Annotated in this window: 23 protein-coding genes; 13 read left to right on the top strand and 10 right to left on the bottom strand. The window is 68.1% G+C overall.

Features of this window, described 5'->3' with window-relative positions; all coding sequences use genetic code 11:
* Nucleotides 1-52 precede the first annotated feature (52 nt).
* The gene (locus ASG17_RS05905; RefSeq protein ID WP_056100477.1) at nucleotides 53-238 is read left to right on the top strand and encodes a CsbD family protein; all 186 of its coding nucleotides are present in this window, start codon (nucleotides 53-55) and stop codon (nucleotides 236-238) included.
* Nucleotides 239-297: 59 nt separating this feature from the next.
* On the opposite strand, the gene ASG17_RS05910 is transcribed toward ASG17_RS05905, so the two are convergent.
* The 3 genes from ASG17_RS05910 to ASG17_RS05920 all read right to left on the bottom strand — a co-directional run bounded on the left by ASG17_RS05910 (nucleotide 298) and on the right by ASG17_RS05920 (nucleotide 3,260).
* A complete protein-coding gene (locus ASG17_RS05910; RefSeq protein ID WP_056103159.1) occupies nucleotides 298-1,473 on the bottom strand; it encodes an acyltransferase family protein in 1,176 nt (391 codons plus the stop codon).
* A 63-nt stretch (nucleotides 1,474-1,536) separates the two neighbouring features.
* Nucleotides 1,537-2,715 (bottom strand): VWA domain-containing protein, encoded by a 1,179-nt coding sequence (locus ASG17_RS05915; RefSeq protein WP_056100480.1) that lies wholly within the window; start codon nucleotides 2,713-2,715, stop codon nucleotides 1,537-1,539.
* Nucleotides 2,716-2,735: 20 nt separating this feature from the next.
* On the bottom strand, nucleotides 2,736-3,260 hold the full coding sequence (locus ASG17_RS05920; protein WP_056100483.1) for a GNAT family N-acetyltransferase: 525 nt from the start codon (nucleotides 3,258-3,260) through the stop codon (nucleotides 2,736-2,738).
* 61 nt (nucleotides 3,261-3,321) lie between these two features.
* On the opposite strand from ASG17_RS05920, the gene ASG17_RS05925 reads away from it, so the two are divergent.
* The 9 genes from ASG17_RS05925 (at nucleotide 3,322) to ASG17_RS05965 (ending at nucleotide 10,972) form a co-directional block, all read left to right on the top strand.
* Nucleotides 3,322-4,242, top strand: a complete 921-nt coding sequence (locus tag ASG17_RS05925; RefSeq protein WP_056100486.1) for a histone deacetylase family protein — start codon at nucleotides 3,322-3,324, stop codon at nucleotides 4,240-4,242.
* Between the two features lie 31 nt (nucleotides 4,243-4,273).
* Entirely contained in the window at nucleotides 4,274-4,909 is a 636-nt protein-coding gene (locus ASG17_RS05930; protein ID WP_082496205.1) for a histidine phosphatase family protein, read from the top strand.
* 49 nt (nucleotides 4,910-4,958) lie between these two features.
* Complete coding sequence (locus ASG17_RS05935; RefSeq protein ID WP_056100488.1) at nucleotides 4,959-5,204, top strand: exodeoxyribonuclease VII small subunit; 246 nt, start codon at nucleotides 4,959-4,961, stop codon at nucleotides 5,202-5,204.
* Nucleotides 5,204-5,560 (top strand): tRNA-binding protein, encoded by a 357-nt coding sequence (locus tag ASG17_RS05940; protein ID WP_056100491.1) that lies wholly within the window; start codon nucleotides 5,204-5,206, stop codon nucleotides 5,558-5,560. Before ASG17_RS05935 ends, ASG17_RS05940 begins: the two co-directional genes overlap by 1 nt.
* A 35-nt stretch (nucleotides 5,561-5,595) precedes the next feature.
* Entirely contained in the window at nucleotides 5,596-6,468 is an 873-nt protein-coding gene (locus ASG17_RS05945) for a polyprenyl synthetase family protein (protein WP_056103166.1), read from the top strand.
* 58 nt (nucleotides 6,469-6,526) lie between these two features.
* Nucleotides 6,527-8,437, top strand: a complete 1,911-nt coding sequence (dxs, locus tag ASG17_RS05950) for a 1-deoxy-D-xylulose-5-phosphate synthase (RefSeq protein ID WP_056100494.1) — start codon at nucleotides 6,527-6,529, stop codon at nucleotides 8,435-8,437.
* A 204-nt stretch (nucleotides 8,438-8,641) separates the two neighbouring features.
* Nucleotides 8,642-9,523 carry a TIGR01459 family HAD-type hydrolase gene (locus tag ASG17_RS05955; RefSeq protein ID WP_056100497.1) on the top strand — a complete coding sequence of 294 codons (882 nt, stop codon included), beginning with the start codon at nucleotides 8,642-8,644 and terminating at the stop codon, nucleotides 9,521-9,523.
* Nucleotides 9,524-9,570: 47 nt separating this feature from the next.
* Entirely contained in the window at nucleotides 9,571-10,023 is a 453-nt protein-coding gene (locus ASG17_RS05960) for a MaoC family dehydratase (RefSeq protein WP_235560372.1), read from the top strand.
* 4 nt (nucleotides 10,024-10,027) lie between these two features.
* Nucleotides 10,028-10,972: a bifunctional riboflavin kinase/FAD synthetase gene (locus tag ASG17_RS05965; RefSeq protein WP_056100503.1), complete on the top strand. Its 945-nt coding sequence runs from the start codon at nucleotides 10,028-10,030 to the stop codon at nucleotides 10,970-10,972.
* Here ASG17_RS05965 and ASG17_RS05970 read toward each other — a convergent pair.
* Complete coding sequence (locus tag ASG17_RS05970) at nucleotides 10,965-11,492, bottom strand: DUF3828 domain-containing protein (protein ID WP_056100506.1); 528 nt, start codon at nucleotides 11,490-11,492, stop codon at nucleotides 10,965-10,967. The two genes, ASG17_RS05965 and ASG17_RS05970, sit on opposite strands and share 8 nt — an antisense overlap.
* Nucleotides 11,493-11,518: 26 nt before the next feature.
* Nucleotides 11,519-12,058: a gamma carbonic anhydrase family protein gene (locus ASG17_RS05975; RefSeq protein WP_056100509.1), complete on the bottom strand. Its 540-nt coding sequence runs from the start codon at nucleotides 12,056-12,058 to the stop codon at nucleotides 11,519-11,521.
* Between the two features lie 282 nt (nucleotides 12,059-12,340).
* Here ASG17_RS05975 and ASG17_RS05980 point away from each other — a divergent pair, with 282 nt between their 5' ends.
* Nucleotides 12,341-13,129: a PhoH family protein gene (locus ASG17_RS05980; protein WP_156367822.1), complete on the top strand. Its 789-nt coding sequence runs from the start codon at nucleotides 12,341-12,343 to the stop codon at nucleotides 13,127-13,129.
* 160 nt (nucleotides 13,130-13,289) lie between these two features.
* Here ASG17_RS05980 and ASG17_RS05985 read toward each other — a convergent pair whose 3' ends face one another.
* Together ASG17_RS05985 and ASG17_RS05990 are read right to left on the bottom strand one after the other, a co-directional pair.
* The gene (locus tag ASG17_RS05985) at nucleotides 13,290-14,567 is read right to left on the bottom strand and encodes a cation:proton antiporter (RefSeq protein WP_056100514.1); all 1,278 of its coding nucleotides are present in this window, start codon (nucleotides 14,565-14,567) and stop codon (nucleotides 13,290-13,292) included.
* Nucleotides 14,568-14,732: 165 nt separating this feature from the next.
* Complete coding sequence (locus tag ASG17_RS05990; RefSeq protein ID WP_056100517.1) at nucleotides 14,733-16,007, bottom strand: EAL domain-containing protein; 1,275 nt, start codon at nucleotides 16,005-16,007, stop codon at nucleotides 14,733-14,735.
* A 96-nt stretch (nucleotides 16,008-16,103) separates the two neighbouring features.
* Between ASG17_RS05990 and ASG17_RS05995 the strand changes: the two genes are divergently transcribed.
* Both ASG17_RS05995 and ASG17_RS06000 read left to right on the top strand, forming a co-directional pair.
* On the top strand, nucleotides 16,104-16,874 hold the full coding sequence (locus ASG17_RS05995) for an SDR family NAD(P)-dependent oxidoreductase (RefSeq protein WP_056100519.1): 771 nt from the start codon (nucleotides 16,104-16,106) through the stop codon (nucleotides 16,872-16,874).
* Nucleotides 16,864-17,790 (top strand): lysophospholipid acyltransferase family protein, encoded by a 927-nt coding sequence (locus tag ASG17_RS06000; RefSeq protein WP_369796665.1) that lies wholly within the window; start codon nucleotides 16,864-16,866, stop codon nucleotides 17,788-17,790. Before ASG17_RS05995 ends, ASG17_RS06000 begins: the two co-directional genes overlap by 11 nt.
* Here the strand turns inward: ASG17_RS06000 and ASG17_RS06005 are convergent.
* The 3 genes from ASG17_RS06005 to ASG17_RS06015 form a co-directional block, all read right to left on the bottom strand.
* Nucleotides 17,760-18,272: a response regulator gene (locus tag ASG17_RS06005; RefSeq protein ID WP_056100522.1), complete on the bottom strand. Its 513-nt coding sequence runs from the start codon at nucleotides 18,270-18,272 to the stop codon at nucleotides 17,760-17,762. The genes ASG17_RS06000 and ASG17_RS06005 overlap by 31 nt on opposite strands.
* Nucleotides 18,273-18,373: 101 nt before the next feature.
* The gene (locus ASG17_RS06010; RefSeq protein ID WP_082496138.1) at nucleotides 18,374-19,213 is read right to left on the bottom strand and encodes a M23 family metallopeptidase; all 840 of its coding nucleotides are present in this window, start codon (nucleotides 19,211-19,213) and stop codon (nucleotides 18,374-18,376) included.
* Nucleotides 19,210-19,410, bottom strand: a complete 201-nt coding sequence (locus ASG17_RS06015; protein WP_056100525.1) for a DUF2093 domain-containing protein — start codon at nucleotides 19,408-19,410, stop codon at nucleotides 19,210-19,212. The genes ASG17_RS06010 and ASG17_RS06015 overlap by 4 nt, the downstream gene beginning before the upstream one ends.
* Nucleotides 19,411-19,521 lie beyond the last annotated feature (111 nt).

Consider the following 19,521-nt stretch of genomic DNA (forward strand, 5'->3'; position numbering starts at 1 on the left):
TTTCTCATCGACGCGGCGCCGTTGGGGCGTCGCCATCAACAGGGAGCTCCCTATGCCCGATCACGATCGCGTCGAAGGCGCCGCCAAGAACCTCGGCGGCAAGGCCAAGGAACTGGCCGGCAAGGTCACCGGTGACAGCAAGCTGGAAGCCGAAGGCAAGGCCGATCAAGTCGAAGGCAAGGTCCAGAACGCCGTTGGCGGCGTGAAAGACACCCTGCGCGACGACAAGCGCAACTGATCCATAGGGTCAGTCAAGACGACAAGGCCGCCGGTACGCCGGCGGCCTTTTCTTTGGCCCTACAGCCGCACGTGGATCGAGCGCCGATGCAGCGGCACGAGGATCAAGGTCATCACCGCGACCATCAGGACGGCGCAGGCAAAGGACGCCCAATGCGGCTCGCCGAGAAGGCTGAGCATCCGCGCATTCAGCCAGCCCTGCGGCGTTCGCTGTGCTGCATCTGCTGTGGGCAGGAAGGGGAAGCCGTAGAGCCGCCCCAGCAGCGTGGAGATGACGAAGGCCAGAATGGCGTTCCCGCCAAGGACGCGGAACGGGCTCATGACGCCGTCGATGATCCTGTGGCGGGGCAGGGCTATGAGGGCCGCCAGCATAACAGCCGAGACCCCCGCGCTCAGCAAGGCGAAGCTCGAGGTCCAGATCCGCTTGTTGACGACTAAGACGGGATCCAGCGCCATGCCGGCGATAAACAGGACCAAGCCTCCGGCGGCGAGGAAAATGGTCGCCCGTGCGGCGCGGGCGCGGCAGACGTGACCCGCCAGCACGCCGAAAAGGACATTGGCGGTCGCCGGCAGCGAGGATAGCAGCCCCTCCGGATCGTAGACCACGGGCCCGCCCCAGGTGACGGACCCCAGCGGCCAGAGATGCGCGGGCGTGAACAGCGCCCGGTCGATGACCGCCCCCAGATTGCCCTCCGGGTCAGTCCGCCCGTCGCCCACGAAAACCAGCAGCAGCCAGTAGCCGATCAGGATGGCCGCGATGACGGTGCCGACCCGGCCGGGTCGCAGACTGACGCGTCGGCCGGCCCACTGTCCGGTCATGACCACCAGCGCGGTCGCCAGCCCATAGCAGAGACCGATCCGCTGCAGCACGCCGGGGATGCGCAGGTGGCCCAGGTCGCCTTGGCCGGGACCGCCGGACCCCATCGCGACCATTAGATTGTAGGTCGCCTCGGTCGCCAGCCCCAGGGCGATCAGAAGCAGCACCCGCCGTCCCACCCGCATCCAGAACGCGCCGTCCACGTCACGCGGAAAGGCCAGGGCCACCGACACGCCCACGCTGAACAAAAAGGTCGGGAAGACCATGTCGGCCACGCGCCAGCCGTCCCACTCCGCGTGCTGGAGCCATGTCCAGGCCATGCCCCAATCACCGGGGCTGACCACCAGGATCATTCCTGCGACCGCCAGCCCGCGCAGCACATCCAGCGCCGTCAGCCGCTCAACACCCGTCGCGCTCATCACCACCCCCTGACAGCGCTGACAACTACCACGGTTGAGATCGTTCTCAAGCGGCTTGCGCGGCTACGCCGCCAGTCGCCGCATGGCCCGGTCCAGGCCGTCGAGAGTGAGAGGATACATGCGACTGTCGACCTGATCGCGGATCAGGCCGACCGAGGCCGTATAGCTCCAGTAGGGCTCGGCCACGGGGTTCAGCCAGACCGATCTGGGCCACTGCTTCACCGCTCGATCCATCCAGACGGCGCCGGCCTCCTCGTTCCAGTGCTCGACCGAGCCGCCGGGCATGGTGATCTCGTAGGGGCTCATGGTGGCGTCGCCGACGAAGATCGCCCGCCAGTCGCCGTTGTAGCGGTGCAGCAGGTCCCACGTCGGCGTCCGCTCGTTGTGGCGACGCCGGTTGTCTTTCCAGACGCCCTCGTAGAGGCAGTTGTGAAAGTAGAAGAACTCCAGGTGCTTGAACTCGGTGCGGGCGGCCGAGAACAGCTCCTCGCACTGGCGGATGTGTGGGTCCATCGAGCCGCCGACGTCCAGGAATAGCAGCACCTTCACCGTATTGCGCCGCTCGGGCCGCATTTGGATGTCCAGCCAACCCTGGCGCGCCGTGCCGTCGATGGTGCCGTCGATGTCCAGCTCGTCCGCCGCCCCCTGACGGGCGAAGCGGCGCAGGCGTCGCAGGGCCACCTTGATGTTGCGCGTGCCCAGTTCGACGCTGTCGTCCAGGTTCCGGAACTCGCGCTTCTCCCACACCTTCACCGCGCGGCCGTGCCGGCCCGGTCCGCCGATACGGACGCCCTCGGGATTGTAGCCGCCGTGCCCGAACGGGCTGGTCCCGCCCGTGCCGATCCACTTGTTGCCGCCCTGATGCCGTTTCTGCTGTTCGGCGAGCCGCTGCTTCAGCGTCTTAATCAGCGTGTCGAAACCGCCCAGCGCCTCGATCTGCGCCTTCTCCTCGTCGGTCAGATACTTTTCGCTCAGCAGCCGCAGCCACTCCTCCGGCACGTCCATAGACAGCGCATCGCCCGGCCCGACCGTCTCGACGCCGGCGAAGACCTTGCCGAAGATCTGATCAAAACGGTCGTAGTGTTTCTCATCCTTCACCAGCACGGCGCGCGACAGGTGATAGAAAGCGTCCACCCGCCGATCCGACACGCCACGATCCAGCGCTTCCATCAGATGCAGCCACTCCTTCAGCGACACCGGAACCCGGGCCTCGCGCAGGGCGGTGAAGAAGGGGAGGAGCATCGAAGGACCGTGAGCCGGGATCAGCCGCGCCGCAAGATGAACTCGTGGTCCAGCCAGGCGCCGACGGGGTAGTCATATTCGCCGACCTTCTCGAAACCATAGGCGGCGTAAAGCTTCTGGGCCTTGAGGTTGCCGCTCCACACGCCGATCCACAGGGGGCCGTCGGTATTGGCCTCCATCCACTCCAGCGACTGCTTCAGCAGTCCTGTGCCGAGGCCGAGGCCTTGCGCGGCCTTGCCGACGTACAGGCGGCGCAGCTCCATGTGAGAGGGGCGCGCGTCGAGGTGGGGCAGGCTGTTGGGGCCGGTGTTGGCGAAGGCCAGCAGTTCGCCGCCGCGGTCGGCCACCCACCAGGCGGCGCCCGGCTCCGCCAGCTTCTTCGCCGTCGCCGCCTCGCTGAACCCTGCATCCAGGAAGCTGGCCAGATCGTCCTTCGGATAGGGGATGCCGAAACCGGTGACGAAGGTGTCGATGAAGGTCTGGCGGCCGACGGCCCCGAGGGCGGCGGCGTCGTCCGGGCGGGCGGGGCGGATGTCGATGCTCATCTCGTGCCTCTAGCATCAAACGCCGCTCGCGGGAGCCGGACGGGCGCGCTAGGATCGGCGGATGTCGGTGACCCTTTTCACCCATTCCCACATGGTCGCGCACAATGCGGGCGAGGGGCATCCCGAGCGGCCGGCGCGGTTGACGGCGGTGCTGGACGCACTGGCGGACGGCGCCCTGGCGCGCGACCGGCGCGAGGCGACCGAGGCGTCGGTCGCGGATCTCGAGCGGGTGCATCCGGCCGACCATGTGGCGCGCCTGCTCGGGGCGGAGCCTTCGTCGGGCTTCAATCGGCTGGATGCGGACACGGTTCTTTCGCCCGGCAGTCTGCGCGCGGCGCGGCTGGCGGCCGGCGCGGTCGTCGATGCGGTGCGAGCCGTGGCGCGGGGCGAGATGGCGCGGGCCTTCGCCGCCGTGCGCCCGCCGGGCCACCACGCCGAGCCCGACCGCGCCATGGGCTTCTGCCTGTTCTCCAACGTCGCCGTCGCCGCGCGCGTCGCGCAGGCCGAGGGGATGGCGCGGGTGGCGGTGATCGACTTCGACGTCCACCACGGCAACGGCACCCAGGCCGCGTTCGAGGCGGACGACGCCCTGTTCCTGGGGTCCATCCACCAGATGCCCCTCTATCCCGGCACGGGCGCGGCCAGCGAGACGGGCGTGGGCAACATCGTCAATGCGCCGGTGCCGCCCCATGCGGCGCGCGAGGCGTGGCGCGCGGCCTTCGCCAGCCGCCTGATGCCCGCGCTCGATTCGTTCGCGCCGGACCTGGTGCTGATCTCGTCCGGCTTCGACGCCCATCGCCGCGACCCCTTGGCGCACCAGTCGCTGGAGGCGGAGGACTTCGCCTGGGCCACGCGGGCGGTTCTGGACGTCGCGCGCGCCCGGTGTGGCGGCAAGGTTGTTTCGTCGCTCGAGGGGGGCTACGACCTCGAAGGGCTCGGCCGTTCCGCCGCAGCTCACGTTCAGGCGCTCGGGGAGGACTGAGGACGCCCATCGAGTGGTTCGTCCCAACGTCATGACCGTGCACCAGCCGATTCCCGCCGACGAGGCCCAGCCCGTCACCGACCTGGTGGCCCAGAAGCCCGGCGCCATCATCCTGACCCGCCACGGCGAGCCGGCCCTGTCGCGCAAATGTCTGATCTCGGCCAGGCAGTACGGCGACTGGTGGGGCAAGTATGAGATCGGCGGCCTGCTGGCCGGCCAGACGCCGCCGCCGGAACTGCTGATCGCGGCCGAAGGCGCCGGGGTCATCTACGCCTCGACCCGCCCGCGCGCGCAGGAAACGGCCATCGCCGCGGCGCGCGGCAAGGCGATCGTCTCGGACGCCCTGTTCATCGAGGCGCCGCTGCCGCCGCCGAACTTCCCCGACTGGTTCAAGCTGTCGCCGAAATGGTGGGGCGTGGTGTCGCGCTTCTGGTGGCACGCCTTCGATCATCACGACGGCCAGGAGACGCGCCGTCAGGCCGAGGCGCGGGCCGAACAGGCGGCGCAGGTTCTGATCGATCGGGCCTCGGGCGGCCGCGACGTGCTGGTCTTTGCGCACGGCTACTTCAACCATATGGTCGGCCGCCGCCTGAAGGCGGACGGCTGGCGACTGGCCCATAATCAGGGCTTCAAATACTGGTCGCAGCGCCGGTACGAGAAGCGCTGACTTCGCCTGACCGTTGAACCGCCGCGCGGGCCTCTCTAAGGCATTGCGTATGACCGATGCGGCCCCCCAATCCGACCTCAGCTTCGAACAGGCGCTCGCGCGGCTTGAGACCATCGTCTCGCGCCTGGAGTCCGGCCAGGCCCCGCTGGAGGAATCGATCGCTCTCTACGAAGAAGGCGCCCAGCTGAAGGCCCTGTGCGAGGCGCGGTTGAAGGCCGCGCAGCTGCGGGTCGAGAAGATCGTCATGGGCCCGGACGGTCAGGCCAAGGGCGTCGAACCGGCCGAGTTCGGCTGATGACCGGCGATGCGCGCGCGCCGCAGATCGTCTTCGAAGACTTCCAGAAGGTCGATATCCGGGTGGGGCAGGTCGTGAAGGCCGAACCCTTCCCGGAGGCGCGCAAGCCGGCCTTCAAGCTGACCATCGACTTCGGACCAGACATCGGCCTGAAGCGGTCGTCCGCCCAGATCACCCGCCATTACACGCCCGAGCAGCTGAACGGCCGCAAGGTCGCCGCCGTGGTCAACTTCCCGCCGCGCCAGATCGGGCCGTTCATGTCCGAGGTGCTGACGCTGGGCTTCCCGGATGCGGACGGCGAGGTTGTGCTGGTCGGGGTCGATCGCGACCTGCCGCTGGGCGGGAGACTGTTTTGAGGGTCGTCGCAGCCAACTCGCCCGAACAGGCCGTCATCGACCGGGTGGCGGAGGTCGCCGACCTGGTCACCGTGGCGCTGGATCAGTTGCTGCCGCGTGCGGAAGGGCCGGAATCGCGGCTGACCGAGGCCATGCGCTATGCGGCGCTGGGGCCGGGCAAGCGGTTGCGGCCCTTCTTCGCCCTGGAGGCCGGGCGGCTGTTCGATCTGGACGAACGCAGCGTCCTGCGCGCCGCCTGCGCTCTGGAATGCGTCCACGCCTACAGTCTGGTTCACGACGACCTGCCCTGCATGGACGACGACGACATGCGCCGGGGCCGCCCCACCGTGCACCGCGCCTATGACGAGGCGACGGCAGTGCTGGCCGGCGATGCGCTGCAGACCGCCGCCTTCGACATCCTCCTGCACGATGACACTCACGACGACGCGGCCGTACGCTGCGAGCTGGCGGCGCGGCTGTCGCTGGCCAGCGGCGCGCGGGGCATGGCGGGCGGCCAGATGATCGACCTGCTCGGCGTGCGCGACGATCTGGGCGGGGTCGCGCGGATGCAGCGGTTGAAAACCGGGGCCCTGTTCACCTACGCCTTCGAGATCCCGCTGATCATCGCGGATGCGTCGGGCCCGCACCGCCACGCCTTGATCAGCTTCGCGCACGACATCGGCCTGGCCTACCAGATCGTCGACGACCTGCTGGACGTCGAGGGTGACGCGGCCGTTCTGGGCAAGGCGGCGGGCGGCAAGGATGCGGCCCTGGGCAAGACCAACTTCGTCACCCTTCTCGGGATCGATCAGGCCAAGAGCCGCGTCGCCCATTTGCGGGAACAGGCACGTGCGCATCTGGATGTTTTCGGCCGCGACGCGGAAATCCTGAAAGCCAGCGTGGACTTTGTGCTAGATCGTCGTTCCTGATCGCCGCACTCCGCTCTTCAGGCTTTCAACGTCAGGTCGCGTGGTTATAGACTCCCGAATGCCCGAAACGCCGTTGCTCGACACCGTCACCGTTCCCGCCGACACGCGGGGCTTCTCGACGGCCCAGCTGAGGCAGCTTGCGGACGAGCTGCGGGCCGAGACGATCGACGCGGTATCGGTCACCGGCGGCCACCTGGGCAGCGCCCTGGGCGTGGTCGAACTGACCGTCGCGCTGCACCATGTGTTCGAGACGCCGGACGACATCCTGATCTGGGACGTCGGCCACCAGTGCTATCCGCACAAGATCCTGACCGGGCGGCGCGACCGCATCCGCACCCTGCGCCAGGGCGACGGGCTGTCGGGCTTCACCAAGCGTTCCGAGAGCGAATACGACCCGTTCGGAGCGGCCCACGCCTCGACCTCCATCTCGGCGGCCCTGGGCTTCGCGGCGGCGCGGGATCAGCAAGGCAAGGCCAACAAGGTCGTGGCCGTGATCGGCGACGGCTCGATGTCCGCCGGCATGGCCTATGAGGCGATGAACAACGCCGTCGAGGGCACCAACGGCCAGTTGATGGTCGTGCTGAACGACAACGACATGTCCATCGCCCCGCCGGTCGGCGGCATGAGCGCCTATCTGGCCAAGCTGGTCTCGGGCGGCGCCTATCGCAGCGTCCGCAAGCTGGGCCGCGACTTCGCCCAGCATCTGCCGCGTCCATTCCGGCAGGCCGCCAAGAAGGCCGAGGAATACGCCCGGGGCATGGTCACCGGCGGCACCTTCTTCGAGGAACTGGGCTTCTACTACGTGGGGCCGATCGACGGGCACGACATGGAGCACCTGGTTCCGGTGCTGAAGAATGCGGCCGCCATCACGGATCGCCCGGTGCTGGTCCACGTCGTGACCCAGAAGGGCAAGGGCTATGCCCCCGCCGAGGACAGCGCCGATAAATACCACGGCGTCGTCAAGTTCGACGTCGTTTCGGGCAAGCAGGCCAAGGCGATTTCCAACGCGCCCAGCTACACCAAGGTGTTCGGGACCGAGTTGATCAAGCACGCCCGGCGCGATCCCAAGGTGGTGGCCATCACCGCCGCCATGCCCACCGGCACCGGTCTGGACCTGTTCGGCCAGGCCTTCCCGGACCGCACCTATGACGTCGGGATCGCCGAGCAGCACGCGGTGACCTTCGCGGCCGGTCTGGCGGCGGACGGCATGAAGCCGTTCTGCGCCATCTATTCAACCTTCCTCCAGCGCGGCTACGATCAGGTCGTCCACGACGTGGCGATCCAGAAGCTGCCGGTGCGTTTCGCCATGGACCGGGCGGGTCTGGTCGGCGCGGACGGCGCGACCCACGCGGGCAGCTTCGACATCGGCTTCATGGGCGCCCTGCCGGGCATGGTGCTGATGGCCGCCGCCGACGAGGCCGACCTGGCCGCCATGATCGCCACCGCCTGCGAGATCGACGACCGCCCCAGCGCTTTCCGCTATCCGCGCGGCGACGGCGTAGGCGTCGAAATCCCCGATCTGGCCGCGCCGCTGGAAATCGGCCGGGGCCGCATCGTCCGCGAAGGCACGTCGGTCGCCCTGCTGTCGCTGGGCACCCGTTTGCAGGAGACGCTGAAGGCCGCCGATCTGCTGGCCGCGCGCGGTGTGTCGGCCACGGTCGCGGACGCCCGCTTCGCCAAGCCGCTGGACGCCGAACTGATCCTGCGTCTGGCGCGCGAGCACGAGGCGCTTATCACGGTGGAGGAGGGCGCCATGGGCGGCTTCGGCGCCTTTGTCCTGCAGTTGCTGGCCGAGGAGGGCGCGCTGGATCACGGGCTGAAGGTCCGCAGCCTGCACCTGCCCGACGTCTTCCAGGACCAGGACAAGCCCGAGGTCCAATACGCCGAGGCCGGCTTGAACGCCGAGCACATCGCCGCGACGGCCCTGGTCGCCCTGGGCGTCGACGCCAGCCGCGCGGCGCGGGCTTAATCTACCAAGTGTGAGGGGTGGAGGGTCACAGGAGAGGGCGCACCCCTCACCCTTTCGGCTTACCCAATCGCTTCGCTCTTGGAGCCTCAAGCCCTCTCCCTCTGGGAGAGGGAATTCGGTAGCGAGCAATATTCTTCGCGCGCCCGATCCCGGCGCCGTCCGGACACGCTTCTCTCTGCGCCGTTCGGACGCTAAGCAGCCGCCATGCCCGATCCTGCCCAGACGCCCCGCATCCTCGAACACCTGTCCGAGGTCGCCGCCGATTATGACGTGCTGCTGTGCGACGTCTGGGGCGTGATCCACAACGGTCGCGAAAGCTGGCCCGCCGCCTATGGCGCGCTGCAGGCCTTCAAGGATGCGGGCGGCGCGGTCATCCTGATCTCCAACGCCCCGCGCCCTTCGGCGGCGGTGCATGAACAGCTGGATCTGCTGAAGGTGCCGCGCAACTGCTGGGACGCCTTCGTCACATCGGGCGACGCGACGCGCGTCGAGCTGGGTCGCCGCGCACCGGGTCCGGCTTGGCTGATCGGGCCCGAGCGCGACGCGCCCCTCTATGCCGGTTTGGGCCTCGACACGGCGCACGACGCGGACGCCGCCGCCTTCATCTCCGTCACTGGCCCCTACGACGACACGACCGAGACGCCCGAGGACTATCGCGAGCGCCTGACCCCGGCGGCCGCCAAGGGCCTGGAGCTGATCTGCGCCAACCCCGACCGGGTGGTGCAGCGCGGCGACCAGCTGATCTATTGCGGCGGCGCCCTCGCCGATCTGTACGAAAGCCTGGGCGGCCGTGTCGTCATGGCGGGCAAGCCCTATGCGCCGATCTACGATCTGGCCCTGAAGGAGGCCGAGGTGGTGCGCGGCGGACAGATCGACCGGTCGCGGGTGCTGTGCATCGGCGACGGCGTCATCACCGACGTGCTGGGCGCCAACAGCCAGGCGCTGGACTGCCTGTTCATCGCGCGCGGCATCCACGGCGACAGCGCGCTGGGCGCTGACGGCAGGCTGGACGGCGGCAAGACGGCCGACCTGCTGAGGGCCGAAACGGCCTATGCGCGCTACGCGACCGCCGAACTGGCTTGGTAACTCTCGCCATTTTGTCGCACGCCGTCTAAACCCGAGCGATGGTCGAAATGGTTACGCAGCATCCGTCCGGCGGATACATCCTGGACGAACTCCACGCCGGCATGGCGGCGGAGAAACTGGTGCACGTCACCGAGGCCCGCATCCGCCAGTTCGCCGAGGCGTCCGACGACTTCAATCCGGTGCACTTGGACGAGGCCTTCGCCTCGCGAACGGCCTATCGCGGCCGAATCGCCCACGGACTGCTCAGCGCCTCCTTCGGCTCGGCCGTGGTCGGCACCATCCTGCCGGGCGCAGGCTCCATCTACATTTCCCAGACCCTGGCCTTCCATCTGCCGGTGCGCATCGACGACACGGTGCGCATCGTCATCACGGTGATCTCGGTCGATCAGGAAAGCGCGCGCACCGAGTTGAAGTGCGAAGGCTTCGTCGGCGACAACCTGATCATGGACGGCGTCGCCGTCGTCCGCGTGCCGCGCCGCCGCAAGCCCGCCAAGGGCTAGACCCTTGGCCGCGCGGATCATCCGCGACTGGCGCGGGCTGGACGCCGCCGACCAGGGTGCGGCCGTGGCGGTCGGCGCCTTCGACGGCGTGCACCGCGGCCACCAGGCCGTCATCGCCGAGGCCAAGGCCGCCGCCGACCGGCTCGGCGCGCCGCTGGGCGTCGTCAGCTTTGATCCGCATCCGCGCCGCTTCTTCCAGAAGGACGTCGCCCCATTCCGCATCATGACCGCCGAACAGATGGCCGAGGCGCTGGGTGAGCTGGGCGTGGATCGCCTCTACCTGCTGCCCTTCGACGCCGAGATGGCCGGCATGACCGACGCCGACTTCGCTCGCCGGGTGCTGGCCGAAGGCCAGGAGGGCGGATTGGGCGTTCGCCACGCCGCCGTCGGCTTCGACTTCACCTTCGGCAAGGGCCGCACGGGCTCGCCCCAGGCCCTGGCCGGCTACGGCGCCGATCTCGGCTTCACCGTCTCGACCTGCGAACGCCGTGACGATCCCGATGGGCTGAAGCTGTCGTCCAGCGCCGTGCGCGAGGCGCTGAAGGCCGGCGACATGAACCGCGCCGCCGCCATCCTGGGCCGCTCCTTCGCCATCGAGGGCGTGGTCGAGCACGGCGACAAGCGTGGCCGGACCATCGGCGTGCCGACCGCCAATGTGCCGCTGGGCGACTACATGCGCCCGGCGTTCGGCGTTTATGCGGTGCGGGTGCGGCTTCAAGACGGACGTCGCTTCGACGGCGTCGCCAGCCTGGGCGTGCGGCCGATGTTCCCGACCGAGCCCAAGCTGGAAGTCTGGCTGTTCGACTTCGACGGCGACCTCTACAGCCAGACCATCGAGACCGAGTTGATCGCCTGGCTGCGCGGCGAAGAAACCTTCGACGGCCTCGGCGCCCTGAAGGCCCAAATCGACCGCGACGCCGCCGAGGCCAAACGGATCCTGGCTAGCTGATCGCCGCCAGCAACTGGTTCGTCAGCGGCTTCCGACCCGGCACGAGGATGTCGGCGATCTTCCAGAAGCGGCCGCCTTCCTTCTCCAGTTTCAGCGTCTGCGTCTTGGCCTCGCCTTCGACGGTGAAGGCGACCACCGCGTCGGCCGTACCTTCGCCGGTCGGGGTCAGGGTCACGGTCTGCAGCGCCAGCGTCCCGTCCTGGCAGTCGCAGATCGGATTGTAGTTCAGCGTCGGGACCTCGTTGCCCGCCTTGCGGAAGTAATCGCCGATCAGGGCGTTCAGGGTGCGGTCGTAGATCGGATCGCGTCCGGGCGGCGGCGGCGCGGTGTCGCCCGCTGCCGTCAGCTCATAGACCGCTCGCACGAAGGGCTCCGGCCCCTCGGTCTGGGCCTGATAGACGGCCGGACGTCCCGGCGGCAGGGCGGCGGCGGGTGGCTCGGTTGGCGCTTTCTCTTCCGGCGCCGGCTGCGAGCAGGCGGCCAGCACGGCGGCGAAGCCGAGGATCAGAATGGGACGCATGAGTTCCTCCTGTCGTTGGCGGGAGGCTAGGCCGGACCGTCCACCGGCTTCAACCCCGCAGCATAGCGCTTCCAGTTCTGGACGTAGTGCGCCGCTGAGGCCTTCAGAGCCTCGATCTGACCGGGCAGAAGCTCGCGCACCACCTTGCCCGGCTGGCCCATGACCAGCGAACCGTCGGGGATCACCTTGCCCTCGGTGATCAGGGCGTTGGCTCCGATCAGGCAGTTCTTCCCGATCACGGCCCGTCCCAGCACTACCGCTCCAATGCCGATCAGGCTGTTGTCGCCGATGGTGCAGCCGTGGAGCATGGCCAGGTGGCCGACGGTGACCCCTTCGCCGATGACCAGCGGCTCGCCGGGGTCGGTGTGCAGCACGCTGCCGTCCTGAATGTTGCTGTTTGGACCCACTGTGATGGGATCATTGTCGCCGCGCAGTACGGCGCCGAACCAGACACTGGCGCCGGATTTCAGAATCACATCTCCTGCCACCGCTGCATTAGGCGCGATCCAGTATTCGTCCGCGGGCGGAAGCTGCGGAGACTTGTCGCCCAATGCGTAAACACTCATCCGCACACCTCTCATCTTCTTGAAAACAGGGCTTTAAGACCCTGTAAACCACGTTAGGCTCATTGTGTTGATGCGATTCGAGACCTGCGGGTTTCGAGCCGCGAAACCGGATCATACCCGGTCCGGTCCCAGGCTGGAGTCTCGCGTGTCCCAGTTCTTGCGGCGGGTTCGCCCGCTCGAAGATGGACCTTCCGTCGATCCCGGCGGCGCGTGCGCACCGGCTGTTTCCTCCCCACACTTCGTCCAAGGCGGCGCCATTTCGGCTCCGCCTTTTTTCATGCCCTGGAGGCGTTGATGACCAAACGTGCGACCGCCAAGCGTCAGTCCCGTGAGTTCGGGGTTCTCGATTCGCATCAGTTCATCGAGGATTCGAAAGTCCGGCGCCTGCCCCAGCAGTCCGGTCAGGGCGGCTGGTCGCCCCATCCGTCCAACGACGACCGCGACCAGGGATACCTGAAGACGCTGAAGCCCAAGTCGGACGGCCAGGCCGAGCTGATGACGGCCATCGACGAGCACAACCTGGTCATGGCCCTGGGTCCAGCCGGGACCGGCAAGACCTATCTGGCGGTGGCCAAGGCGGTCGAGGCTCTGGAGGCGGGCCGCGTCGGCCGCATCGTCCTCAGCCGTCCGGCGGTCGAGGCGGGCGAATCCATCGGCTTCCTGCCCGGCGACATGGAGGACAAGCTGGCCCCCTATCTGCGGCCCCTCTACGACGCCCTGTCGGACCGTCTGTCGATGAAGCGGGTCAAGGCGCTGATGGCCGAGGGCCTGATCGAGATCGCCCCTATCGGCTATATGCGCGGCCGCACGCTGAACAACGCCTTCATCGTCGTCGATGAGGCCCAGAACTGCACCTATGTGCAGCTCAAGATGCTGCTGACCCGCCTGGGCTGGCACTCGACCATGGTAGTGACGGGCGACCCGCAGCAGTCCGACCTGCTGCCGGGCATCTCGGGCTTGTCCGATATCTCGGCGCGGCTGGAGGCGGTGCCGGACATCGCCGTCGTCCGCCTGGCCGAACAGGACATCGTCCGTCACCCGCTGGTGGCGAGCATGATCGGGGTGCTGTGACCGCTTTCCTCCCAATCGCTTTGATGGGGAGGGGGACCACGAAGTGGTGGAGGGGCGATTACACGCGCGGCGCTTGAACGACCCCTCCGTTACGCCGGCTTCGCCGCCGCGCCACCTCCCCATTCACCTCCGCGATCAGGAGGAGAAGGGGGGCGCGTGGCTAAACCCCGTCGATCTGCGCCTGGGTAGGGGTGGAGTTGGGGGTGGCCGTGCTGTCCGCCTGCCGTGCGGCTTCCGCCTTGGCGATGCGGCGCGGGTCGGGCGCGGCGCCCATCCGGTCGATCAGCTTGAACACGAACGGGTTCAGAGAGATCGAGAGCAGGGCCCCGGCCAGGATCAGGGCGTAGGTCTCCTGGGTCAGGGCGCCCATCTGCAGACCGATAGCCGCCAGGATGAACGAGAACTCGCCGATCTGAGCCAGGGAGGCCGCGACCGTCAGGCTGGTCTTGCGGTCCAGCTTAAACATCGTGGTGATGGCCAGTGCGGCGATCGACTTGCCCACGATGATGATGGCCAGGACGCCCAGCACCGACAGGGGCTCGCGCCACAGGATGGTCGGATCGAACAGCATGCCGACAGAGACGAAGAACAGCACGGCGAAGGCGTCGCGCAGGGGCAGGGACCGTTCGGCGGCGTTGTGGCCCAGCGGCGTGCCGTTCAGCACCAGACCGGCGACGAAGGCGCCCAGGGCGAACGAGGCGCCGAAGACCTCATAAGCGAGCCAGGCGATGCCGAGCGCGATGGCCAGCACACCCAGGGTGAACAACTCGCGCGATTTGGTGTGGGCGATCCTGACCAGCAGCCAGGGCAGGACTCGGCCGCCCACGACCAGCATCAGGCCGACGAAGACAGCGACCTTCAGCAAGGTCCAGCCTATGCCGGTGGCGAGCGCGGCGGCGTTGATTTCGGCGCCCGCAGGGACCAGCACCAGCGGCAGCAAAACAAGGGCGATGACGATCACCAGATCCTCGACGATCAGCCAGCCGACAGCGATCCGGCCGATGTCGCCCTTCGCCTGCCTGCGTTCCTCCAGCGCGCGGATCAGCACCACCGTCGATGCGACGGACAGGGCGAACCCCATCAGCAGGGCCTGGGCGTCGGTCATACCCAGCGCGAAACGGCCGAGAGCCCAGCCCAGCCCGGTGGCGACGCCGATCTGGACCAGGGCGCCCGGGATGGCGATCTTGCGCACCTTCATCAGGTCGGCGGGCGAGAAGTGCAGCCCGACTCCGAACATCAGCAGGATGACGCCGATCTCGGCCAGCTGCGGCGCCAAATGCGTGTCCGCTGTCCAGCCGGCGGTGTAGGGGCCGACGATGACACCGGCGACCAGATAGCCGACGAGAGGCGACAGCTTCAGCCGATTGGCGAGCATCCCGAAGATGAAGGCGAGGACGAAACCGCCGACCAGGGTGAGAATCAGGCTGTCGGCGTGCATCGGCGCTCCTCGCGTCGGCGGATAGGGTCCCTAAGGATGGAAGTCCTCAACCTAGGAACGCTCGCGGATACGGCAAGGCTTCCGGACGGTTTGTCGCAGGATGTCAGGATTGCATCGGACCGAAGTCGGCTGAGTTGGACTGCGTCCCCCTCGACCGGGTTCGGCCTAGGCAAAGCGGCGGCGCTGTTCGGCCGATCGCAGGGTCGAGCGCATGAAGTCCGCCGGCGGGTCGGTCTCGGCCAGCACCTGCTCCTTGATGGCGCGCGGCTCGCCGAACAGATGGCCCTGTCCGATGGCGACGTCGAGTTCGAGGATATCGACGATCTGGCGCTCGCTCTCGACCTTCTCGGCGATGACCTCGATGCCGTAACGGCGGGTCAGCTGGGCGAAATCGGCGGCCTGAATGTCTCGCAGCGACGGGATCGGCGCGCCGCCGTCCAGGTCCAGCAACTGCTCGATCAGCAGGTCCGCCGCCACCTTGACGAACCGCACGTCAGACCGCTGCAGGTCCGCGAAGTCCAGATCCAGCGTCTGGACCTTGTCGATCGAGAAGCGGAAGCCGAGGTCCGCCAGCTTGGCCATGTTGCGCGCCTCGGCCGCGCCGCGCGCGTCGAAGTTCGCCTGGCCCAGCTCGAAGATCAGCGCCTGGTTCAGGTCGCGGTTCTGGCCCAGGAAGTCGAGAAACTGCGGGAAGAAGGTCTCGTCGCCCAGGCTGGTCAGGGCGATGTTGCAGAACACGCCGACCTTGCGGTCCTGGCGCGCCAGCCGGCGCACGATCTGGGCGCAGCGGAACAGCAGCAGGTTGTCGATGGCGGGGGCCAGGCCCTCCGTCTCTGCGGTCGCCAGATATTCGGCCGGCATCATCACCCGGTCGCTGGCGTCGCGCAGGCGGGTGAAGCTTTCGTAGAAGATGGTCCGGCGCTGGGGCAGGGACACCACCGGCTGCAGGTAGAGATCGACCCGTCCTTCGGCCAGCGCTTCGTGGATGGTCTGAAGCAGGGCGTTGGACTGCTGGTGCCGTCGGCCCTCGAAGGTGTCGACCGGCGCGGGCGGCGCGGCGCGCAGGCGCTGGTCGATGCTCTCGCTCATCTGCTGGATCAAACCTTCCAGCATCCGCACTTCGGTGGTCAGGGTGTCAGTGCGGGTGATGGCGCCCGACTCGATCGCCTGCGCCAGTTCGGTTAGGGCCGACTGTGTCGTCTCCATCGCGTCGGCCAGCAAACGGTGCGCCTCGCGGACCTGGGCGATCTCCTTGCGCAGGGCGTCACGGCCCAGCGAACCCGAGACGATGGCGTGCAGTGCGGTGAACACGCCCAGCATGCCCGCGGTCGTCGCCGCGCCCGCCCCGATGCCGAGACCCGCGCGCCAAGCGAAGGCGCCCGCCGTCATGGACAGGAACAGATAGGCGAAGAACAGAAAACCAGCGGTGACGCTGCGCATGGACGATCGACCGCCCCCGGGTGGAATCGTTGGAGTATCGGGGTATCAGGGCGTCACGGCTAGAGCCGCAGTGAAGAAACCGGCAAGGAAGCGTCGATGCAGCTGTTTGACCTGACGGGCAAGGTCGCCGTCATCACGGGTTCGTCCAAGGGGATTGGACGCGCCATCGCCGAGCGGCTGGCCGAGCACGGCGCCAAGGTGGTGATCTCGTCGCGCAAGGCGGGGCCCTGCGACGAGGTGGCGGCCGCCATCAATGCGGCGTACGGCGAGGGATCGGCCATCGCGGTCCCGGCCAACATCGCGTCCAAGGAAGACCTGCAGCGACTGGTCGACGAGACCCGCGCCGCCTTCGGCCAGATCGACATCCTGGTCTGCAACGCCGCGACCAATCCCTACGCGGGGCCGATGTCCGGCATCGCCGACGACCAGTTCGAGAAGATCCTGCAGAACAACGTGATCTCCAACCACTGGCTGATCCAGATGGTCGCGCCCGAGATGACGGTGCGCCAGGACGGGGCGATCCTGGTGATCTCGTCGATCGGCGGGCTTCGCGGGAATGCGCTGATCGGCGCCTACAACATCTCCAAGGCGGCAGACATGCAACTGGTGCGCAATCTGGCGGTGGAGTTCGGACCGTCGAACGTGCGGGTCAACTGCATTGCGCCGGGCCTGGTTCAGACCGACTTCGCCAAATACCTCTGGGAGAACCCGGAGCTGCTGAAGACCGTCACCGACCCCGCGCCTCTGAAGCGGATCGGCCAGCCGGACGAGATCGCGGGCACGGCCGTCTATCTGTGCAGCCCAGCCAGCGCCTATGTGACGGGCCAGACGCTGGTCGTGGATGGTGGGCTGACGATTGCCTGGTGATTCCAAAGCCGGCATCCGCCAGGATTTGATCTGGCGGCTAGAGGCGGCGGCCTTTTCGGCGCTGTTCGCCTTCCTGCGCCTGCTCGGCGTCGAGGGGGCCTCGAACCTGGGCGGCTGGCTTCTGCGGACCCTGGGTCCGAAGACGGGCACGCATCGCACGGTCCTGAAGAACCTGCGCATCGCCTTCCCCGACATGGCAGAGGACCAACGCCAGCGTCTGGCCATCGACCAGTGGGACGGCACGGGCCGCACCTTCGCCGAGCTGGCGGTCATGGACAGGCTGACGCCCGAGGGCGGCCGGGTCGAGGTCGTGGGGATGGAGCGGCTGCACGCCCTGCGCGACGGCGGCAAGCCGGCGGTCCTGATCTCGGGCCACCTGGCCAATTTCGAAGTCATGGCTGCGGTGATCATGGCGGCCGGCGTGCCGTGCCAGGTGACATATCGCGCCGCCAACAACCCCTACGTCGACGCCCTGATCCGGCGCAGCCGCGAGCGTTACGGCATCCGCCTGTTCGCGCCCAAGGGCGACGGTACGCGTGAGCTGATGGAGGGCATGAAGCGCGGCGATTCCATCGCCCTGCTGGTCGATCAGAAATACAGCCAGGGCCCGGAGGTTCGGTTCTTCGACCAGCCCGTCAACGCCTCGCCCGGCGCCGCGCGACTGGCGCTGAGGTTCGGCACGGTGATGCAGCCGCTGTCCGTGGTGCGGCTGCCGAACGCCCGCTTCCGGGTGACGGCGCATGAGCCGATCGCGGTCCCGGACACAGGCGACAAGGCCGGCGACGTGCTGGCGGGGATCCAGGCGGCAAACCGCTTCGTGGAGGATCGGGTGCGCGAGCGCCCTGTCGACTGGTTCTGGGTCCACAAGCGGTGGCCCGACCGGGTCTATGCGGCGCTGGAATCCTCGCGCGCCTGATCCGACGCCCGGCGCCGCGGCCCGCGGTAGTTGGCGCTGTCGGTGCGGCGGCGGTCGGGGCCGAAATAGCTGTCGGTCTTCACGAAGGCGCGCGGGCGGAAGATCACCGCCTGCATACGCTCCAGAATGGCCTTGGCCGTGATCGGCTTGACGACGAACTCGGTGACGCCGGCGTCGCGCGCCTCGACCACTCGGTGCTTCTCGGAATGGCCGGTCATCATGATGATCGGCAGATACGGGTTGGCGCTGTCCGGGCTGTTGCGGACCAGACGCGTGAACTCCACGCCGTCCAGCGGAAACATGTTGAAGTCGACGATCACCAGATCGATCGGATGGTCGCGCAGGGCGTCCAGGGCGGCGGCGCCGTCCGACGCTTCACGCACCCTGCGGATTCCGGCCGACTGCAGGATAGCCGACGTGATCGAGCGCATGTGCTGGTTGTCGTCGACCAGCAAGATGTTCAACTGCGCAAAGGCGGACATGGGAAACCAAGGCAACGACGACCAAGACGGAGGTCGATTCGGGCAGGGTATGTTGCAAATCGTGAACGGTCCATTGACCCAAAGCCAAGTGACCGTTGGTTTTAAATGGTGATGGGCGACTGAACACCGATCAGCAGCGAGGGGTCCAGATTGCGGTCGCGCCACTTCAGGCGCCAGCACAGGTGCGGCCCCGTGGCGCGGCCTGTCATGCCGATGCGGCCAATGGCCTGGCCGCGATAGACCCGGTCGCCGACGCTGACGCTCTGGGCCGACTGGTGCAGGTAGCAACTGATCAGCCCCTGGCCGTGATCGATCAGGGTCAGGCCGCCCTCGAAATGCATGCCGGCGCGCGCCATGACGACCGTGCCGGATGCGGGCGCCTTGATGACGGTCCCCAGCGGCGCCGCCATGTCCAGTCCGTAGTGCGGACGAGCCGGCGTGCCGTTCAGCACCCGCTGGCTGCCCCAGGCGCTGGAGATCCGGTAGGCGTCCAGCGGCCAGGCGAAGCCGTCCTTGAAGTCCTCGGTGTCGATGCGACTGGCGAAGGCGTGCTGCTTCAGCGCCGACTGCTCCTGGATCAACGCCAGCAGCGCCGGGTCGCTCGGCTCCACGGTCGAGGGCGGCAGGCCGTTGACGACGGCGCGCGGGAACTGGTGAGGGGCGATGGTCAGCTGTCGCTGGGCGGTGCGCGAGCCCAGGCGCGTTTCGATCCGCGCGCTGGCGGGCGCGTCGCGGTCGAACCCGACCACGAACAGGCCGCTGGCGGATGCGGCGGTCAGGGCCTCGCCATCGACGAAGACCAGGGCGCGCGGCCAGGTCTTGCCCAGCGCGAAGCCGCCCTGACGCCAGGCGCCGTTCAGGCTGAGGCCATCCTGGGCGAAGACGGGCCCCGCGACGGCGGCGGCCCCGCCGGCCAGCAGCAGGGTGCGGCGGTCGATCACGCCGCGCCGCCCAGACGCGACAAGGCTTCCGATGCGCCGGCATAGGGCTCCTGCCGCGACGCGCTCCAGTACCGCAGGGCTTCCAGCGGAATGGACTTGCCGGTGACGGCGCAGGCCACGAAACGCCCCGGCTTCAGCACGGCGAACTCGCCGTCGCCGTAGTGCAAGGTCGCGGGGCCGGTGTCGGGGGAGGTCATGGGCGAGATCGTAGGTCGTGGTGCTGGAGCGCGCCACAGCAAAACAACTTCCCTCTCCCAGAGGGAGAGGGCTTGAACACCTGAGAGCCGAAGGCGATCAGCCTTGTGCGA

This window comes from Brevundimonas sp. Leaf363, assembly GCF_001424025.1.
Lineage (GTDB): Bacteria > Pseudomonadota > Alphaproteobacteria > Caulobacterales > Caulobacteraceae > Brevundimonas.

Coding starts and splice junctions, on each gene's coding strand:
- ASG17_RS05905 (WP_056100477.1), top strand. CDS start 53: ATGCCCGATCACGATCGCGTCGAAGGCGCCGCCAAGAACCTCGGCGGC.
- ASG17_RS05910 (WP_056103159.1), bottom strand. CDS start 1,473: ATGAGCGCGACGGGTGTTGAGCGGCTGACGGCGCTGGATGTGCTGCGC.
- ASG17_RS05915 (WP_056100480.1), bottom strand. CDS start 2,715: ATGCTCCTCCCCTTCTTCACCGCCCTGCGCGAGGCCCGGGTTCCGGTG.
- ASG17_RS05920 (WP_056100483.1), bottom strand. CDS start 3,260: ATGAGCATCGACATCCGCCCCGCCCGCCCGGACGACGCCGCCGCCCTC.
- ASG17_RS05925 (WP_056100486.1), top strand. CDS start 3,322: ATGTCGGTGACCCTTTTCACCCATTCCCACATGGTCGCGCACAATGCG.
- ASG17_RS05930 (WP_082496205.1), top strand. CDS start 4,274: ATGACCGTGCACCAGCCGATTCCCGCCGACGAGGCCCAGCCCGTCACC.
- ASG17_RS05935 (WP_056100488.1), top strand. CDS start 4,959: ATGACCGATGCGGCCCCCCAATCCGACCTCAGCTTCGAACAGGCGCTC.
- ASG17_RS05940 (WP_056100491.1), top strand. CDS start 5,204: ATGACCGGCGATGCGCGCGCGCCGCAGATCGTCTTCGAAGACTTCCAG.
- dxs (WP_056100494.1), top strand. CDS start 6,527: ATGCCCGAAACGCCGTTGCTCGACACCGTCACCGTTCCCGCCGACACG.
- ASG17_RS05955 (WP_056100497.1), top strand. CDS start 8,642: ATGCCCGATCCTGCCCAGACGCCCCGCATCCTCGAACACCTGTCCGAG.
- ASG17_RS05960 (WP_235560372.1), top strand. CDS start 9,571: ATGGTTACGCAGCATCCGTCCGGCGGATACATCCTGGACGAACTCCAC.
- ASG17_RS05970 (WP_056100506.1), bottom strand. CDS start 11,492: ATGCGTCCCATTCTGATCCTCGGCTTCGCCGCCGTGCTGGCCGCCTGC.
- ASG17_RS05975 (WP_056100509.1), bottom strand. CDS start 12,058: ATGAGTGTTTACGCATTGGGCGACAAGTCTCCGCAGCTTCCGCCCGCG.
- ASG17_RS05985 (WP_056100514.1), bottom strand. CDS start 14,567: ATGCACGCCGACAGCCTGATTCTCACCCTGGTCGGCGGTTTCGTCCTC.
- ASG17_RS05990 (WP_056100517.1), bottom strand. CDS start 16,007: ATGCGCAGCGTCACCGCTGGTTTTCTGTTCTTCGCCTATCTGTTCCTG.
- ASG17_RS05995 (WP_056100519.1), top strand. CDS start 16,104: ATGCAGCTGTTTGACCTGACGGGCAAGGTCGCCGTCATCACGGGTTCG.
- ASG17_RS06005 (WP_056100522.1), bottom strand. CDS start 18,272: ATGTCCGCCTTTGCGCAGTTGAACATCTTGCTGGTCGACGACAACCAG.
- ASG17_RS06015 (WP_056100525.1), bottom strand. CDS start 19,410: ATGACCTCCCCCGACACCGGCCCCGCGACCTTGCACTACGGCGACGGC.